The organism is Novosphingobium mangrovi (genome assembly GCF_022818885.1).
GTDB lineage: Bacteria > Pseudomonadota > Alphaproteobacteria > Sphingomonadales > Sphingomonadaceae > Novosphingobium > Novosphingobium mangrovi.
The window spans coordinates 267,514-286,093 of record NZ_JALHAT010000001.1 but is presented as its reverse complement, the minus strand read 5'-3'; the positions used below and the strand labels follow the sequence as shown (position 1 = coordinate 286,093).

General features: G+C 67.3%; 10 protein-coding genes. 7 read left to right on the top strand and 3 right to left on the bottom strand.

Annotated features, from left to right (window positions below):
• Window positions 1-92: 92 nt before the first annotated feature.
• The gene (locus MTR65_RS01230) at window positions 93-1,040 is read left to right on the top strand and encodes an alpha/beta hydrolase (protein ID WP_243796463.1); all 948 of its coding nucleotides are present in this window, start codon (window positions 93-95) and stop codon (window positions 1,038-1,040) included.
• A gap of 82 nt (window positions 1,041-1,122) precedes the next feature.
• Here the strand turns inward: MTR65_RS01230 and MTR65_RS01225 are convergent, their stop codons facing one another.
• Genes MTR65_RS01225 through MTR65_RS01215 form a run of 3 tightly spaced genes read right to left on the bottom strand, consistent with a single transcriptional unit; the run spans window position 1,123 to window position 6,893 of the window.
• On the bottom strand, window positions 1,123-2,598 hold the full coding sequence (locus MTR65_RS01225) for an efflux transporter outer membrane subunit (protein ID WP_243796460.1): 1,476 nt from the start codon (window positions 2,596-2,598) through the stop codon (window positions 1,123-1,125).
• The gene (locus tag MTR65_RS01220) at window positions 2,591-5,686 is read right to left on the bottom strand and encodes an efflux RND transporter permease subunit (RefSeq protein ID WP_243796458.1); all 3,096 of its coding nucleotides are present in this window, start codon (window positions 5,684-5,686) and stop codon (window positions 2,591-2,593) included. The genes MTR65_RS01225 and MTR65_RS01220 overlap by 8 nt, the downstream gene beginning before the upstream one ends.
• A 1-nt stretch (window position 5,687) precedes the next feature.
• The gene (locus MTR65_RS01215; RefSeq protein ID WP_243796456.1) at window positions 5,688-6,893 is read right to left on the bottom strand and encodes an efflux RND transporter periplasmic adaptor subunit; all 1,206 of its coding nucleotides are present in this window, start codon (window positions 6,891-6,893) and stop codon (window positions 5,688-5,690) included.
• Between the two features lie 246 nt (window positions 6,894-7,139).
• Between MTR65_RS01215 and soxR the strand changes: the two genes are divergently transcribed.
• The 6 genes from soxR to MTR65_RS01185 all read left to right on the top strand — a co-directional run bounded on the left by soxR (window position 7,140) and on the right by MTR65_RS01185 (window position 18,212).
• Complete coding sequence (soxR, locus tag MTR65_RS01210; RefSeq protein WP_243796453.1) at window positions 7,140-7,589, top strand: redox-sensitive transcriptional activator SoxR; 450 nt, start codon at window positions 7,140-7,142, stop codon at window positions 7,587-7,589.
• Between the two features lie 92 nt (window positions 7,590-7,681).
• On the top strand, window positions 7,682-10,930 hold the full coding sequence (locus tag MTR65_RS01205) for a glycoside hydrolase family 2 TIM barrel-domain containing protein (protein WP_243796451.1): 3,249 nt from the start codon (window positions 7,682-7,684) through the stop codon (window positions 10,928-10,930).
• 86 nt (window positions 10,931-11,016) lie between these two features.
• Complete coding sequence (locus MTR65_RS01200) at window positions 11,017-11,547, top strand: RNA polymerase sigma factor (protein WP_243796450.1); 531 nt, start codon at window positions 11,017-11,019, stop codon at window positions 11,545-11,547.
• Between the two features lie 45 nt (window positions 11,548-11,592).
• The gene (locus MTR65_RS01195) at window positions 11,593-12,579 is read left to right on the top strand and encodes a FecR family protein (RefSeq protein WP_243796449.1); all 987 of its coding nucleotides are present in this window, start codon (window positions 11,593-11,595) and stop codon (window positions 12,577-12,579) included.
• Window positions 12,580-12,582: 3 nt separating this feature from the next.
• On the top strand, window positions 12,583-14,955 hold the full coding sequence (locus tag MTR65_RS01190) for a TonB-dependent receptor (protein WP_243796448.1): 2,373 nt from the start codon (window positions 12,583-12,585) through the stop codon (window positions 14,953-14,955).
• 65 nt (window positions 14,956-15,020) lie between these two features.
• A complete protein-coding gene (locus MTR65_RS01185; RefSeq protein WP_243796447.1) occupies window positions 15,021-18,212 on the top strand; it encodes an autotransporter outer membrane beta-barrel domain-containing protein in 3,192 nt (1,063 codons plus the stop codon).
• Window positions 18,213-18,580 lie beyond the last annotated feature (368 nt).

The window sequence follows — 18,580 nt, the reverse complement described above, 5'->3', positions numbered from 1 at the left end:
CCCCTCGGGTCGCACCGGGGCTGAACGGCAGGGCGCGCACGAGGACCGCACAGGCCGGTGCGCGCCCGTCCCGACCAGAAAAGGAATTTCCCATGGCACTTGCCGACAACTACATTTTCGACCTCAGCGACAACGTCGTGCGCACGCCCGTCAGCTACCTGACGCGTTATGGCATCACGATCTCGGCCGATCTCTACACCGCCGTCGATTTCGACGAGACCACGCCCGCTCCCGCGCTTGTCATTGGCGCGCCCTATGGCGGCGTGAAGGAGCAGGGTCCGGGCGTCTACGCCAACGAGCTCGCGCAGCGTGGCTTCGTGGTGCTGACCTTCGACCCTTCGTACAACGGCTATAGCGGCGGCGAGACCCGCCACCTGTCCTCGCCCGACGTGTTCGTGGAAGACTTCCACGCGGCCGTCGATTTCCTGGGCACGCGTGAATTCGTGGACCGCGAGAAGATCGGTGCGCTCGGCATCTGCGGCAGCGGCGGCTTCGCGCTGAGCGCTGCGTCGGTCGACCCGCGCATCAAAGCCATCGCGACGGCCAGCATGTACGACATCTCGCGCATGCACGCCGAGGGCTTTGGCGGCTCGCTGAGCGAGGAGGATCGTAAGGCCCAGCTCGCGCAGATCGCCGAGCACCGCTACGCCGAATTCGAAGGCGAACCCGCCACGCTGACCCCGCGAGGCGCGCTGCTTGAACTCGATCCGGAGAACAACCCGGTCGGTACCGAGTTCGGGGAATTCTACTCGCGTCCGCGCGGCTATCACCCCAACTCGATCGCGCAGTTCACGATGACCAGCGGTCCCTCGTTCATGAACTTCCCGCTGCTCGACAAGATCGACTGGATCGCGCCGCGCAAGGCGCTTCTGGTCATCGGCGAAGAGGCGCACTCGGCCTACTTCAGCGAGGACGTGGCGAACGACGACAACATCAAGCTTCATGTCGTCCCGGGCGCCAACCACGTCGACCTCTACGACAAGACCGATGTGATCCCCTTCGATGCAATCGAGAGTTTCTTCAACGACAACCTGAAGTAAGCCGCTCGCGCGCAGCGCTTACGAGAAAGGGCCGCTTCCCGATGGGGGAGCGGCCCTTTTCGTGTGTTCCGTGGCGGTTGGATCAGGAGGAGGGCGGCGTCTGCCAGCCTCCGCCCAGCGCCTTGAACAGGTCGACCCGGTCCGATGCGAGCTGCGCGCGCGCCTCCACCACGGCCCGGCGCGCGGCGAGCAGATCGGCTTGCGCTGCCAGCACGTCCAGCGCCGAGGAAGAGCCCGCCCGTTGACGTTGCTGCGTCAGTTGCCAGGCGCGTTCGGCACGGGCTTCAGCCTCGTCCAGATCCGCCATCTGCGCTTCCCCGCCCGCGACGCGCGAGAGGCCCTGTTCGACTTCCTTGAGCGCGGTCAGGACCTGCCCGTCGAACTGGGCGAGCGCGGCATCACTCTGCGCTTCGGCCTGCCGTATCCGGGCGTGGGCCGCGCCGAAATCGGGAAAGGTCCAGCTGATCAGGGGCCCCAGGCCAAAGGAAAACGAGTCGCTCCCCTTGATCATGTCGTTGCGCAGGAAATTGCCCGAGCCGCCCAGCGAGATGCGCGGGTAAAGGTCCGCGGTGGCAACGCCGATCCGCGCGGTCTCGGCAGCCAAGTTGCGTTCGGCTTCGCGCAAGTCGGGACGGCGCCGCAGAAGCGCGGCGCCGTCGCCGACCGGTAGCGCGGCCCCGGGGGATGGGGGGGCGGAACAGGACCGCGCTGCCTGAGGGACGGAATCCGGGGTCTGGCCAAGCAGGGCGGCCAGCTCGAACAGAGCGACGCGGCGCCCGGCCTCGATGGTGGGAAGCGCGGCGCGTGCAGATGCGTGGGCGCTCCCGGCGCGTTCCAAGTCCGCCTTGCCGACTGAGCCGGCGCGTTCCAGCGCCTGCGTCAGTTCAAGCGTACGCCGCGTGGTCTCGACGGACTGGCGCGCGACGTCCAGTGCCTGCCCTTGGGTGCAGGTTTGGAGGTAGGCGCGGGTGGTCTCGGCCGCGACCAGCACGCGTACGCCATCGCGGGCGGCCTCAATGGCGGCGGCATCCGCGCGCGCTGCCTCGATGGAGCGGGAGACGCGGCCGAACAGGTCCGCCTCCCAGGCAAGGCTGGCGTTGCCGTTGGTCGTGACCTGCGTCTCACCAAGGTTGGCAAAGCCTCCGCCCCCCTGGCCGCCTCCGCCCCCCTGGCCTCCGCCTCCAAACTGCACGGCATCGCCCCAGGAGAGGCCACCATTGAGGTTGGTGGTGGGGAGCCGCGCGGCGCGGCTTTCCGACAGGACGGCCTGCGCGCGGGCCAGGTTGGCGTTGGCCACGCGCAAGTCCGTGTTGGCCGCCAGCGCCTGTTCGACCAGGGCGTCGAGGACCGGGTCCTTGTAGAGGTGCCACCAGTCGTCCGGCAGCGGCGCTGCGGCATCGAAGCGGGCATCGGTGGTGACGAAATCCCCTGCCGCGGGGGGCGGCGTTACGGGCGCGGTATAGTCCGGTCCCACGGCGCAGGCGCCAACGAGAAGAGGCGCCAGGAGAGCCGTGAGGCGTCTCCCGGTGCGCCGGGGCGGGGTGGGGGTGTCAGGCATGGGAAAGGCTCCCTTCACGCGGGGCGGCGTCGGTTTCGGAGGTGTCGTCTTCCTCCGGCGCGTGGGCGCGGTGATCGCCCGCCAGCAGGGTGTAGATGGTGGGAAGAACGAAGAGCGTGAAGAGCGTGCCGATGAGCATGCCCATGACCACCACGATGCCGATGGCAAAGCGGCTGGCCGCGCCTGCGCCCGAGGCGAAGAGCAGGGGCACCAGGCCCGCCACCATCGCCGCAGTCGTCATCAGCACCGGGCGCATACGTACCGCGGCGGCGTGGGCAATGGCCTCATGACGGCTCCAGCCTTCGTCGCGCTGCATCTGGTTGGCGAAGGACACCATCAGGATGCCGTGCTTGGTGATGAGCCCGATCAGGGTGACAAGGCCGATCTGCGTGTAGATGTTGAGCGTGGCAAAGCCCAGGAACAGCGGCAGAAGCGCGCCCGAGATCGCCAGCGGCACGGTGACGAGGATCACCAGCGGATCGCGGAAGCTCTCGAACTGGGCGGCGAGCACCAGGAAGATGACCACCAGCGCAAAGGCGAAGGAGACCGTCAGCTGGTTGCCCTCCTGGACGTACTGGCGGCTGTTCGAGAGCCAGTCGACGCTGGTGCCCTCGGGCAGGTCCTGCGCCTGCAGGAAGGCGACCGCCTGTCCCATCGTCACGCCGGGCATGAGCACGGCCGACATTGTCGCCGAGTTCATCTGGTTGAACTGGGGCAGGAGGTTGGGCTGGGGCTCGATCTCGACCTTGGCGACGGTGGAAAGGGGGACAAGATCGCCCGATCCGGTGCGCACGTAGTAGCCGCCCAGATCCCCGGGGGTGGCGCGCTCGCCGCGCGGGACCTGCGTGATCACGTCGTAGGAGCGGTCGTGCCAGTTGAAGCGGTTGACGTAGTTCTCGCCCACCATCAGCGCCAGTGTGTCGGCGATTTCCGACATGGGGATGCCCATGTCGCCCGCCTTGTCGCGGTCCACCGTGATGTGCGCCTGCTGGCTGTCGAAGGCGAGGTCGGCATCGACGAAGGCGAACAGGCCGCTCTGCCAGGCCGCGCCCTTGAGCTGGTCGAGCGTGCGGTTGATCGCGGCGAAATCGTCGGGCGAGCGGATCACCATCTGCACGGGGAGGCCGCCACTGCCCGCGGGGAGCGGGCTGTCCTGGAAGACGGTGGAGGTGACGCCGGTGACGCCGGCGGTCTTGCCCGCCAGTTCCTGCTGCACGTCCTCGGCGGTTCTTTCACGCTCAGCCCAGGGCGAAAGGATGATGCCGCCAAAGCCGATGTTGGCGCCTTGCGCGCCGCCCATCGCGTAGAAGCTGCCGTCGAACTCGGGCAGGTCGTGGAACAGGGCTTCGACCTGCTTGGAGAAGCGCACGGTGTAGTCGACGCTGGCGTACTGCGGGCCCTTGGTCTGGACGAAGACGTAGCCCATGTCCTCGGGCGGCGCGAGTTCGCGCTTGGCGCCCAGGAAGAAGACGACGCTTGCCGCCAGGATCGCCGCCCCCGCGACGAGAACCGCCGCGCGGTTGACCAGCGTCTTGCCGAGTAGCCGCTCGTAGCGGTGGGTGAGACCGTGCATCGAACGCTCGATGGTCTTTTCCAGGCGGCTCTCGCCCATCTTGTTGTGGAGGAGACGGCTGCTCATCATCGGCGAGAGCGTCAGGGCCACGACGCCCGAGACGATCACCGATCCGGCAAGGGTAAAGGCGAACTCGCGGAAGAGCGCGCCGGTCAGGCCGCCCATGAGCCCGATGGGCGCATAGACGGCGGCAAGGGTGATGGTCATGGCGATGACCGGCCCCACGATCTCACGCGCGCCTTTGAGCGCCGCGTTGATGGGGGAAAGACCTTCCTCGATGTGGCGGTGGATGTTCTCGACCACGACGATGGCGTCATCGACCACAAGGCCGATGGCAAGGACCATCGCAAGAAGGGTGAGGAGGTTGAGCGAAAAACCGAAGAGCAGCATCAGCGCGGCTGTTCCCAGCAGCGAGAGCGGAATGGTGACGATAGGGATGATGACGGCCCGGAAGGTGCCGAGGAACAGGAAGATGACGACGATCACGATGATGACCGCCTCGATGAGGGTGTGCTCGACTTCCTCGATCGAGGCATCGACGAAGCGCGCGCGGTCGAACATCGATTTGATTTCCATACCCGGAGGCGCCATGCGCTCGAGCTGGGGCAGGAGTTCGTTGACCGCATCGACGATCTCGAGCGGGTTGCCGTCGGGCGTAGGCGAAATCGGCAGCAGGATCGCGTCCTTGCCCGCCCCCATCGCGGCATCGTCGTAGTTCTGGCCGCCCAGTTCGACCGTGGCGACGTCGCCCAGGCGCACGATGCCATCCGGCCCGGTCTTGACCACCATGTCGCGGAACGAGGCTGCGCTGCGAAGGTCCGTCTCGGCGGTGATGTTGATGGCGGTCGCGCTGCCCTTGAGCTGGCCGGGGGCGGCCTGGACGTTGTTGGCGCGCAGCGCCGTCGCAATGTCGCCCGCCGTCATGCCGCGTCCGGCGAGCTTGTCGGGATCGACCCAGATGCGCATGGCCAGCGGGGCCCCGCCGTTGATCTCGACCGAGGCAACGCCCGGAACCGAGGTCAGCAGAGGGCGTGCAACGCGGGTCACGAAGTCGTTGATCTGCGAAGGGGCCAGCGTCGGGCTGGTGAAGCTGATGTACTGCACCGCCGAGGCGCCGTCGGTGATCTTGGAAATGACCGGGTCGAAGGCCCCTTCGGGCAGGCGGTACTTCACCTGCTGCACCTTGGAGAGGATCTCGGTCATCGAACGGTCCGCGTCCGCGTTCAGCACCAGCTTGGCTGCGATATGGCTCTTGCCCGAGGTGGAAGTGGAGGAGAGGTACTCGATTCCGCTGGCGGTTGCGATCTCCTGCGCGATGGGGGTGGTGACGAAGCCCTGCATGACGTCCTGCGTGGCGCCGGGAAGCTGGGTGTCGATGGTGATCGTGGCGCTTTCCATGCGCGGGTATTGGCGGATCTGCAGCCCGAAGACGGCGGAGATACCTACCAGCAGGATCAGCAGGCTGACCACGATGGCCGCGATGGGGCGGCGGATGAACAGGTCGGTGAAGCGCATCTTACCGCGCTCCTGCATCGGCGTTGTCAGCCTTTGCCGGGGCAGGGGTCTTGGTGGCCTCGCTGCCGATCAACTGCGCGACGGTCACTTCGCTGCCCGGCTGCACGCGCAGCTGGCCTTGCGCAACAACGACGTCGCCGGGTGCAAGCTTGCCGGTCACGACCACTTCGTCGCCCATGCGGCGGCCGGTGGTGATGGGCACGATCTCCGCTTTGCCGCCCTTGCGCGCGTTCTCGCCGCGAATAACGATCACGCTGTCGCCCTGCGCCGAGGTCTGGATCGCGGTGACGGGAAGGACGAGCGCGTCGTCCTGTTCCCCCAGCTTCAACGCGACCGAGACGTACATGCCCGGGCGCAGCGCGCCGTCGGGATTGGCGAGCACGGCCTGCGCGGTCACGTTGCGCGTGTCCTTGCTCACCTGCGGCTCGATGGTGGAGATACGCGCGGTGAAGGTGCGCCCGGGCCAGGCATCGCTGGTCAGCGTCAGGCTGGCCCCGTCGCCCAGGCGCCCCAGGTCCTGCTGGGGCAGGGTGAAGTCGACGTAGAGGCGGTCGAGCGCGGTCAGCGTGGCAACCGGATCGCCCGGGTTCATGTACTGGCCCGGGTTCACGCGGCGAATGCCAAGCTTGCCGGAAAAGGGCGCGCGCACCTGCTTCTGGCGCAGGCGCGCTTCGATCTGGCCAACCTCGGCGCGGGCCTGCGCCAGTTCGGCGCGGCGCTGCTGGAGAACTTCGCGCGGCTCCGCGCCTGTCGGTGCCAGTTCTTCCGAGCGCTTGAGCTGAAGCGCGGCAAAGTCCGCGCGGGCGCGGGCTGCGGCCAGATCGGCCTTTTCCGGGCCATCATAGAGCTGGACGATCAGTGCATTGGCGCCCACGTGCTGCCCGGCGCGGAAGTGAAGGCCCGAGACGCGGCCGCTCGTTTCCGGCGCCAGCGTGACTTCGCGCACCGCGCTGAGCGAGCCGACGACGTCCATCGTATCGGGCACGGTCCGCGCGGCAAGGACGGTCGCGGTGACCGGCGTCGCCTGCTGCGGCCAGCCTGCGCCGCCGCCCATGCGCCAGGTCCGCCAGCCATACAGCGCGGCCATCAGAACCACCAGCACGAGCACGGTGAGAATGATGGCCCGCGTGCGGCGCGGCGAGGCGCTTGCGCGTTCCGGGCCTTGCGCTTCCGCCTGCGATTCGGGGCCGGTTTGCGATTCGCTCATGCCAGCCTCCCCATGCGGGCGGTCGAGACAGGGGCCGCCCTTTTCCAGGTTTTCGGCAGGTTTGCAGGCGAAGAATTCATGTCGGCTCCGGACGCTCGAGTTGCGCTGACTGGTGCCCCTTGTGGGGCGATCCGACACTTCACGTACAACCTCAACAATGGTTGAGGTCAAGCACTATCTGTGGCACTTCGTGGATCGCACGGACCGCTGCCTCTTGCAGCGAATGCAAGTGGAGAGGTTGGAGCGATGCCGGTCAATCGGGAAAAAGCGCTAAGTGTCGGGGAGTTGGCCCGCCGTAGCGGGGTTGCGGTCTCCACGATCCATTTCTACGAAAAGAAGAACCTGATCGAAGGTTGGCGCACAAGCGGCAATCAGCGGCGCTATGCCCGTGGCACCTTGCGCCGGATCGCGATAATCCGCGTCGCGCAGAAGGCCGGGGTTTCACTCTCGATCATCAAGCAGCACCTCGATCGCTTTCCCGCGACGCCGATCACGGTGGACGAATGGGCGAAGATCAGTCAGGACTGGCACGCGATGTTGGACGAGCGGATCACGGCTTTGACGCAGTTGCGCGATCAGCTTGGCTCGTGCATCGGATGTGGCTGTCTTTCCTTGAAAGATTGCCCTTTGCGCAATCCCGATGATGTCCTTGGAGAAGAAGGCGCCGGGCCACAATTGCTCACGACGCCGCAATAGATGCGGGCGCTTGAACGGTCAGAGACGAGGGAAATGGGTGAGGCGCCAAGATGGCCTTCGCGCACCAAAGAAGCGGGACAGGATTGACTATGATGGGTGAGGGCGTTCGCGCGAGGAAAACGGCGCGCAGCGTGAGGGCAGGCATTGGCCTTGGTGCGTTAGCGACGCTTCTGGCAGGAGTGCCCGCCAAGGGTGCGGAGTTGCAGGTGCAAGCCGTGCAGATCGATCCTTCGCGGCCCGACTGGGAGAACCCGGCGGTCTTCGCGCAAGGGACGCTTCCCGCCAGTTCTACGGGTTTTCCCTATGAAAGCCGTGCCAAGGCGCTCGAAGGCGATCCGCAAGGCTCGGATCGCTATCTCAGCCTCGATGGAATCTGGAAGTTCGCCTTCTCGCCCAGCGCCGATGCGCTCCCCGAAGGTTTCGAGCGCCCCGGCTTCGATGTGTCGGACTGGAAGGACATCGCCGTGCCTGCGGACTGGCAGGCCGAAGGTTTCGGGCAGGCGCGCTACAACAACTGGATCTATCCCTTCCCGGCCAACCGCCCGCTGATCCCGCACGAGACCAACCCGGTGGGCTCCTACCGGCGCGATTTCACCCTCCCGCAAAGCTGGAGCGGGGACGAGCAGGTGATCCTGCACATCGGGGCGGCCGGCTCGGCCTACTACGTGTGGGTGAACGGGCAGAAGGTGGGCTATGCGCAGGACAGCAAGCTGCCCTCCGAGTTCGACGTGACCTCTGCCCTGAAGCCGGGCGCGAACACCATCGCGATCCAGGTCTTTCGCTGGTCGGACGGCTCCTACCTGGAAGATCAGGACTTCTGGCGCGTCTCGGGGATCGAGCGGTCGGTCTACCTGAAGGCGGTGCCCACGCGCCGGGTGCGCGACGTCTTCGCGCACGCCGGGCTCGACGCCGCCTACCGCACCGGCGAACTGGCCGTGGACCTCGCCTTGACGCCGGGCACAGCGGCGCGCGCGCGGATCACCCTGCTCGACGGCGAGGACACCGTGCTGACGCGTGAGGCGAAGCTGGCGAAGACAGACACCGAGCAACGCGTAACGCTGTCCGGCGAGATCCCCGACGTGCGCCGCTGGAGCGCGGAAACGCCCAACCTCTACACGCTGCTCGTTGAACTCTTCGATGATCGCGGCGCGCTTCTCCAGGCTACGCCGACCCGGATCGGCTTTCGCACGGTCGAGGTGCTCAACGGCCAGGTCGCGGTCAACGGCAAGCCCATCACGATCAAGGGCGTGAACCGCCACGAGCACGATCCCGAAACCTTCCACGTCATCTCGCGCGCCTCGATGGAGCGCGACGTCGAACTGATGAAGGCGAACAACGTCAACGCCATCCGCGCCGCGCATTATCCCAACGATCCCTACATCTACGAGCTGGCGGACCGCTATGGCCTCTACGTCATGGACGAGGCCAACATCGAGAGCCACCAGTACATGGACTATGGCAACCGCCATCCCGAGGAGCGCGCCAAGTACCAGATCGGCTTCGATCCGGCGTGGAAGGCGGCGCACTTGGCGCGCGTTGCCAATATGGTCGAGCGCGACAAGAACCACCCCTCGATCCTGTTCTGGTCCTTGGGCAATGAGGCAGGAATAGGCCCGACCTTCGAGGAGGCGGCCAAGGCCACGCGGGAACGCGATCCGAGCCGCCTCATCAGCTATCTTGGCTGGGGTCCGCTGCCCTTCGGCGATCACCGCCCCAACTGGTATGCGGACATCTATGCGCCGATGTACGATCCGGCCGCGAAGATGGCCGACTACGCGACCAACTGGTCCTACGGCCAGCCCATGATCCAGTGCGAATACGCGCACATGATGGGCAATTCGGGTGGCAATCTGACCGAGTACTGGGACACGATCCACGCTCACCCCGAAACCTTGCAGGGCGGCTTCATCTGGGACTGGGTCGACCAGTCGATGTTCGGCACCACCGAAGATGGCACCCGCTACTGGGCGGATGGCAGCGAGTACGGCCCCAACCCGGGCGGCGACATCGAGTTCGGCGACGGGATCATCCAGTCCGACCGCACGCCCAACCCGGCCTTGTACGAACTGCGCAAGGCCTATGCGCCGGTAGCCTTCTCCGACCTTGACCTTTCGGGCGGTACGCTGAGGGTCCACAACCGGCAGGACTTCGCCGACCTCTCCGGTTACCGCTTCACCTGGGCCTTGCAGGAAAACGGCGTGGACGTCGCAACCGGCGATCTGGCCGCGCCCGACATCGCGGCGCGCGCGAGCGGCACGATGGCGCTCAATCTCGGCAGCTACCCGAGAAAGGCGGACGCGGAGTATTTCGTGACCGTGGAGGCCAAGGCGGGCGAGGGGCAGATTCCTCTGGTCGAGGCGGGGCAGGTCATGGCCTTCGAACAGTTTGCGCTGGACAGTGCGGTCCCGTCCTTGCCGCAGGAGGCCTCGGGCGCGGTGTCCCTGTCGGACGAGGGCGAAGAGGTCATCCTTTCGGCGGCGGGCAGTTCGCTTGCGATCAGCCGCAAGACGGGCCTCATCCGCAATTTCGATGCCAAGGGCAAGACGCTTGCCGAAGGGGGCGAGCCCTATTTCTGGCGCGCGCTGACCGACAGCAATGTCGGTACGCGCACCGGAGACCAGCTCGCCGTCTGGAAGACCCTGAGCGAGACCCGTTCGGTGTCCGACTTGCAGATTGAGCGCGCAATGGATGGCGCGCGAGAGGTCGCCGTCACGTTCACGCTGGGCGAGGGGCAGGCAACCTTCACCAACCGCTACCGCATGGCCGGGGACGGGAGCGTACGCCTCACGGCCCATTTCGAGCCGGTCGCAAAGGACCTGCCGCCGCCTTTCCGCATCGGCGTGAAGTTCGCACTGCCCGAGGCCATGGATACGGTCGAGTGGTATGGGCGCGGACCGCACGAAAGCTATGTCGATCGCAAGAGCTCGGCCCCGATTGGCTTGTGGCGCGGCGCGCTTGCCGACCAGGACCACGACTACATTCGCCCGCAGGAGACGGGCAACAAGACTGACGTGCGCTGGATGACGTTGAGCGGTCAGGGGCGGGCTCTGCGCGTCGCGGGAGATCGGCCGCTGATGATGAACGCGCTCGCGTTCCCCTATTCCGACCTCTACCGCCGCGCGCCCGGCACCTGGAAGTCGAGCGACATCCGGCCCCACGATCACGGCACGCTGCTGGTCGATGCGGCGCAGTGGGGGCTGGGCGGCGACACACAGTGGAGCGAGGAGGGTAAGCCTCTCGCGCGCTACCGCCCGAAGGTGGAGCCGACGACCTTCATCATTCGTCTTTCCTCCACCAGCGGCGAGCCCTCTGTGGGGGCGCGTCCGGGTGGGGACAGGTGAACCGGAATGGAGCGGGCAGGGTCTTGGTGCTTTCCCTTGTCAGGGTTAGCGTCTAGCACTCAGGCGATCTGAACGAATGAACCGGGATGTCTGAGACCACGCCGCCATCGGGCCTTGAAGCCGCCTTCCTTGCGCACCGCGAGACCTTGCTGCGCTTCCTGCGCGCGCGCGGCGCGGGCGAGGCGGCCGAGGACATCCTGCACGAGGTCTGGCTGCGCGTGAGCACGCGCGAAAGTGGGCCGGTGGCGGCGCCCTTGGCCTACCTGCATTCGGTGGCGAACTCGCTGATGATCGACCGCTATCGCTCGCAGCAGAAGGCCCAGGCGCGTGAGCGCGAATGGAGCGCGGCGCAGACGCTGAGCGGGGAAGCCTCGCCCCACCCCTCGGCCGAGCGCGAGGTCTTTGCCGCGCGCGAGGCCGCGCGCGTGCTGGCGATGCTCGATGGCCTTGGCGCGCGGGTCGCCCGGGTCTTTCGCCTCCACCGGGTGGAGGGCATGGCGCAGAAGGACGTCGCCCGCGAAGTGGGCATCAGTCTCAGCACGGTCGAGGGCGATCTGCGCAAGGCCTACCGCGCTCTGGACGAATGGAAACGGCACGGCGAAGGAGAGGAGCCATGAGGCTGCGGGCCGATGTCTCCGTCTGCGTCATGAAAGGAACGTGTGGTGCCCATTGACGAGACGATCCGCGCGCAGGCCCTCGACTGGGCGGTGCGGACACAGGACCCCGGTTTTTATGACTGGGAGAGCTTTACCACCTGGCTGGAGCGGGATTCGGCGCATGGCGAGGCCTATGATGCGGCCTGCGCGGCGGCGCTGGACGGCGCTGAGCTCCTGGCACGGGCCAGCCCTGCCAACGATACCGAGCCCGCCATCGCCTCGCCGGACGAGGCCGAGGGCAACGCGGCCTTTGTCGACGACACGCTGAAAAGCTACGCTCCCGTACCGCGTCGGCGCTGGCTGGCAGGCGCGCTCGCGGCCAGTGTGGCGCTCGTGGCCGGGATCGGCCTCTGGCACGAGAGCGGCCCGGCTACCTACGAGGTGGCCACCGCAGCTGGCGAGACGCGCACCGTGCGCCTGGGCGGCGAGACGACCGTGACGCTGGGCGGGGATACCCGCCTTGCGATGGAGCAGGGCAACGCACGCTTCGTTCGGCTGGAGCAGGGACAGGCGCTGTTCTCGGTGCGCCACGATCCCGACGCGCCCTTTGAAGTCGCCGTGGGCGAAGAGCGGCTGCGCGACATCGGCACCGTCTTCGACGTGCGGCACGTGAACGGGACGTTGCGGGTCGCCGTGTCCGAGGGCGAGGTCGAGGTCAATCCCGAGCGCGAGAAGGTCCGGGTGAAGCCCGGACAGGTCCTGACCCGGGCGGCCGGGGAGGATCGTTTCGAACTGGCCGCGATTGCGCCCGAACAAGTCGGGGAATGGCGGGCGGGACGCCTGACCTTCGTCGATGCCCCGCTGGGCGATGTGGCCTCCGATCTGACCCGCGCGACGGGAATCGCGTTTTCGGTGCGCCCTGAGGCGCGCGGGCGCACGGTTTCGGGATCCTTGCAGATCGAACCTATCCGCAACGATCCGCAATCGCTCGGCGCGCTGCTCGGCCTTGGTGTTGTGCGCGAAGGCGCAGGATGGAGCCTGGGTCCCCGCTGAGCCATGCGCCAGGTTCTGAGCCTTTCCCTGGGTGCTGTCCTGGTGCTGGGCAGCGTATGGCCCGTTTCCGCTGTCGCGCGGGAGCGGAAAGCCCGTGTCCACACTCAGGCCGGTAGCGCCTCGCAGGCGGCCATCGCGATTGCGCGCCAGACGGGGGCGAGTGTCGTCATTGTCGACCCCAAGCTCGCGCGCCGCGCGGTGCCCGCGCTCGACGCGCGTGTTCCTGCGGCCGAGGCCGTGCGACGGCTGGCGCGTGCGGCGGGGGGACGCGTTGTGGCGACTGGCCCGGCGGCCTGGCGCATCGAACCGGTTTCCCGTCCGGCCCGCACACCTCACGCCGCGCCGCAGGTGTCCGAAGCCCCCCGCGAAATCACCGGCGCGCCGATCATCGTCCTTTCCAGCAAGCGCGAGCTGGCGCTCAGCGACCTCCCGGCCCAGGTCGCGATCCTGGAGCCCGAGGAACTGGAGGCGGGCGGCCTCGGCGGGACCGAGAAGATCACTCGCCAGCTTCCGACGGTCGCCTCCACGCACCTGGGCAGCGGGCGCAACAAGCTGTTCATTCGCGGCATTGCGGATTCCAGCTTCACCGGCCCCACGCAGGCGACCGTGGGGCAGTACCTAGGTGACATGCGCCTCACCTACAACGCGCCCGACCCGGACCTGCGCCTCACCGACATGGCCCGCGTGGAGGTGCTGGAGGGCCCGCAGGGCACGCTCTATGGCGCAGGCTCGCTGGGCGGTATCATCCGACTGGTCCCGAATGCACCTGACCTTGACGAGGTGACTGGTTCCGCCGTTCTGGGCGGGTCTTTTACGCGCCATGGCGAACCCGGTCTCGATGGCAGCGCCATGCTCAATCTGCCTCTGGTGGAGGGGCGCGTGGGCCTGCGCGCCTCCCTCGATGCGCAGCATCTGGGCGGCTACATCGACAAGCCGCGCATCGATGGCCGCAACGTCAATGGCAGCGATATCCTGGGCGGGCGGGTGGCCTTGCGGCTCGAACCTGCGCCCGACTGGTCGGTGACGCTGATGGCCCTTGGCCAGCGGACCGACAACGCCGACAGCCAGTACGCCGACCGGGAGGGATCGGGGCTGGAGAACGGCGCGCGCGTGGCCGAGCAGGCCGATGCGGATTACGCCATGGGGCAACTCGTCGTGGCGGGAAGGCTGGGTGCGATCCACCTGCGCTCGACGACAGGCCTCGTGCGCCAGACCTTGCGGGAGAATTTCGATGCGACCCCGCAAGGCGGGCCGCCGCGCCTCTTCACGCAGGCCAACCGCACGCGCATGGTAGCCCATGAAACCCGGCTCTGGCAGAGCGAGCGCGGCGGCTTTGGGTGGGTCGCAGGGGTGAGTTTTACCCACAACGAGACGCGCCTCAACCGCTCGCTGACGTCATTTGCACTGCGCGCGGTCCCGGCTGGCGTGCGCAATGTCGTGGACGAAGGCACGGTCTATGGCGAGGCCAGCCTGCGCTTGGCCGAGCCGCTTGTCGCGACAGCGGGCGCGCGCATCACCCATTCGCGGCTGGGCGGCGGCGGGGAGGATATCCGCCCCGAGATCCAGCTTGCGAATGCCGCGATGGACATAGCCGCGCGCCGTTCCTTCACGCGTGTCCTGCCCTCGGCGGCGCTCAACCTGACACTCGCGCCCGAGGCCTCACTCTTCCTGCGCTACCAGGAGGGGTTCCGCCCCGGCGGCCTGGCTATCGAAAGCGACTACGTCCGGCGTTTTCGCGATGACCGCACGCAGACTTTCGAGGTGGGCGCCCGTCACGGCCAGCGCGGGCGCGGCGCATTCGATTTCGCGCTCTCGCTCTCCTACACGCGCTGGCAGGACATTCAGGCCGACTTTATCGACGCGAGCGGGTTACCGAGCACGGCCAATATCGGGGACGGGCGGATCTGGACGGCGAGCGCGTCCGGTGGCCTGCGCCTTGCCCGGGGGCTTCGGGCCGAGGCAGGCATTTCATGGAACCGCAGCAAGGTGGACGAGCCTGCACTGCCGCTCATGCTCCTCGCCACGCGCTCGATGCAGGTGCCCAACATTGCCCATCTGGCCGCGCGCGTGGCGATGAACTGGGATCGCGAGCTTCGCGGCGATATCCGGCTGAAGGCGCAGGGCTGGGCGAGCTACGTGGGGCGTTCGCGTCTCGGCGTCGGGCCCGAACTCGGCGCGCCGCAGGGCGACTACCTCGATACCGGCGCGCTGCTGCGGGTGGGCACCGAGCGTCTGGGCGTGACCCTTGGCATCACCAATATTGCCGATGTGCGCGGCAACCGTTTCGCCCTGGGGACGCCGTTCGGCACCGGGCGTGAGCAGGTCACGCCGCTGCGCCCACGCACGCTGCGCATCGGTCTCGACACCGCGTTCTGAACTTTTTTCAAGGCTGTCCGCCTGTGGCTCCGTCCTATCGGTCAAAACGACCTGAAGGGACTGAAATGCCGCGATACCTGCTAGCCTCTACTGCCGTTCTTGCCCTCGCCGCCGCCGCGCAGCCCGCGGCAGCCGAGGACGTCACCGACGCCCGCACATCCCCCTTGCGCACTTCGACCATTGCCGATGGCGCGCCCGGGTCCATCGCAATCACCGAGGATGGCTCGGTCACTCTCACGGGCGGCACGGCGGTGACGATGGACAGCAATCACGCCGTCTCCAACGCGGGCGAAATCGCGGTGAGCAACGGCGAGGCCGGGATCCTCGCCCAGGCCGGGACGCAGGGCGACATCACCAACACCGGCTCGATTACGGTGGATGAGCCCTATGCGCCTGAAGACGAGGACAACGACGGCGATCTCGACGGACCTTTCGCGCTGGGCTCGAATCGGTACGGCATCCGTACGATGGGCGCCCACGAAGGCTCGATCACGAACAGCGGCGAGATCGCCGTGCAGGGCAACGATTCTGCCGGTATCGCCCTTGGCGGTCCGCTGACCGGGGACCTTGTCCATGACGGCGAAACGGTGGTGACGGGCGATCGCTCGGTTGGCATTGAGGCCGGGGACATCTCCGGCGACGTGCGCCTTGCCGGGACGATCCGTGCGCAGGGCGAGGATGCCATTGGCGCGCGCGTCTCTGGCGATGTGGGCGGTGCGATGGTGGTGCAGGGCACGCTTGCTGCCACCGGCTACCGCTATACCAGTGTTCCGGCCGATCCTTCGGACCTTGATGCGGACGACCTGCTTCAGGGCGGCTCGGCGCTGGTGATTGGCGGCGATGTCGCAGGCGGCATCGTGCTCGCCGTCGCGCCGGCCGACGCGGACCCCGATGTCGATGATGAGGATGGCGATGGCCTACCCGATGCCGACGAAGGCAGCGCACGCGTGGTCTCCTACGGCGAGGCCCCGGCAATGGTCATCGGGGCAGCGGACAGGAATATCGCTATTGGCGCGGTCGAGAGCACGGCGCGTGGTTACGGGCTCCAGGTCGATGGCGTGATTGAGGGGCGTGGTCTCTACGAAGGCATCGATGCGAACGCGCTCGTCATTGGTGGGCAGGGCGGCGATGTCGCGATTGCCAACGGTATCGGCGTCAACGGCACCATTGCTGCGCTGTCCGATGGCGGCAATGCGACGGCGGTGCGTATCGGTGCGGGCGCGGATGTCCCCGAACTGCGCAATGCCGGGACCATCCGCGCCTCGGGCGGGGAGCAGGTCGCGGCCATTCACGTGGAGCAGGGCGCAACTCTTGGGGCGCTGCGCAACAGCGGTACGATCCAGGCGACGAGCGGCGAGGACGGCACGACCTACGCCGTGCGCGATGAGAGCGGCACGCTGACCGCGCTCGACAACAGCGGCGTAATCAGTGCGAGCGGTTCGGACGATGCGAACGTCGCCATCGACCTGTCCGCGGCAAACGCGGATGTGACCGTGCGCCAGACGGCCGTCGCGGCGGGATACGATGCTCCCGAGATTACGGGCGATGTGCGCCTTGGCAGCGGCAATGACACGCTCTCGATTGCCGATGGCACGCTGACCGGCAATGTCGCGTTCGGGGCCGGCGACAACACGCTGACGCTCTCGGGCGATGCGGTGCAGACAGGCGATGTGACGTTCGGCTCGGGTGCGGATCGGGTGAGCCTGGAAGGCTCGGCCAGCTACGAAGGTACGCTCGACTTCGGTGGCGGTGCGGACCGGCTGGACCTTGCCGGGAACGCCTACTTCATGGGCGCGCTCGCCAACGCGGGCCAGGCCGCGGTCACGCTCTCGGGCGGGGCGCTGGATCTGCGCAGCCCGGCCAGCATCGGCTCGCTCGAGGTAGGTGAGGGCAGTGTGCTTGTGGCCACGCTCGATTCTACGCCGGGACAGGGCAGCGCCTACAATGTGGCGGGTACCGCGCGGTTCGCCGAAGGTTCGCGTCTCGCTCTGCGGCTGGCCGATGTCACGACCGCCGAAGGCAGCTACGAGGTCCTGACGGCGGGCACGCTGGAAGGGCGCGACAATATCGAGACCGTCACCGATCTGGTGCCCTTCATGTTCAAGGCGCAGCTTGATGAAGAGGGAGGCGCCAACTCCATCGTCGTCGACATCACGCGCCGCACGCGCGAGGAACTGGGGCTCAACCGTTCGCAGGCGAGCGCCTACGACGCGGCCTTTGCCGCGCTGGCCGCAGATGAGGAGATCGAGGACGTGTTCCTCGCCATTACCGATGGCGATACCTTCCGCGACACCGTGGGGCAGATGCTCCCCGACCATGCGGGTGGTGGCTTCGAGGGGATCAGCCTGGGCGTGCGCACGCTGGCCCGCCAGCTCCAGGATCCGCCGCATCCCGCAGGCGATGAAAGCCGCTTCTCGACCAACGTAAACCTGGCCTTCTGGGGGAGCGAGAAGGATACCGGGGCGACTGCGGCCTATGACCTCAACGGCTATGCCTGGTCGCTCACTGGAGAATACCGCACCGGCATCGGCTATTTCGGCGCGACGGCCTCCTACATCTGGAACCAGCACACGAGTGGCGCGGCGAGCGAGGTCAAGTCCCAGTCGGTCGAGGGCGCGGTGCACTGGCGCGGGCACTTCGGTCCGATCGGAGGCTTTGCGCGCGCCTCCATCGGCCATGCCGACTTCGACAGTGAGCGCACCTTCTCGGGCGTGACGGCGCAGGAGACCGTCACGCGCACGATCGATGGCAGCTGGAACGGCCGCTTCGTCAGCGCCATCGGCGGCATCTCGGCCGAGGGAGGCAGCCAGCACTTCTTCTTCCGCCCGCAGGTCTCGCTCGACTACGTGCGCCTGAAGGAGGACGGCTACGGCGAAACCGGCGACGATGCGCTGGGCCTCTTGGTCGAGAATCGCACCAGCGACGAGCTCGGCCTCAATGCGGGGATGACCGTGGGCGTCGATGTGCTGGGCATGTCGGCGGGCGATGAAGGTTGGATGCGGATCGAGACCGAAGGCGGTTGGCGCGAAGTGCTGAGCGGCGGCCTTGGCGCGACCACGGCGCGCTTCGGTACCGGCGATGTCGAGCCGGGTGAGGCGTTTCGGCTCGATCCCGATGGTACGACCGGCGGCTGGTACGGGCGCCTGCGGGCCTATGGTGGCCCCAGTGGCTTCATCATGGGCGGCGAGCTCTCGGCGGATCGCCGTCACGGCGAGGTCGCCCTGGCGCTTCGGGGCAGCGTCACCGTGAAGTGGTAAGGCACGGCGACAGGCCGGAGGGGAGAGGACGGCGCCCAGGTGTCGCTCCCTCCTGGCCGCCTGTCGGGCATCACGCAGGAAGTGCCTCGGCCCCCGGTGCAGACCGGGGGCTTTTTACATGCCGCAGGACGGATCGTCACTGTCGCGGCTCCCCTTCAACGCAGATTCGCAAAGGCCCTCAGAACCGCACGAATCGGGGATTTCAGTGAGTTTTGAGCCCGGTCCACTGTGCGCATTTTGCAACGCATTATGGGGAAAGCCGACGCACAATCAGCGACTTGCCAATTTGGCTTGACGAAATTCGGGCAAATGATTTAGCGCTAAAAACAACAGGCCGATGCGGGTCGCATTGAAGCCTGACGTGTTTA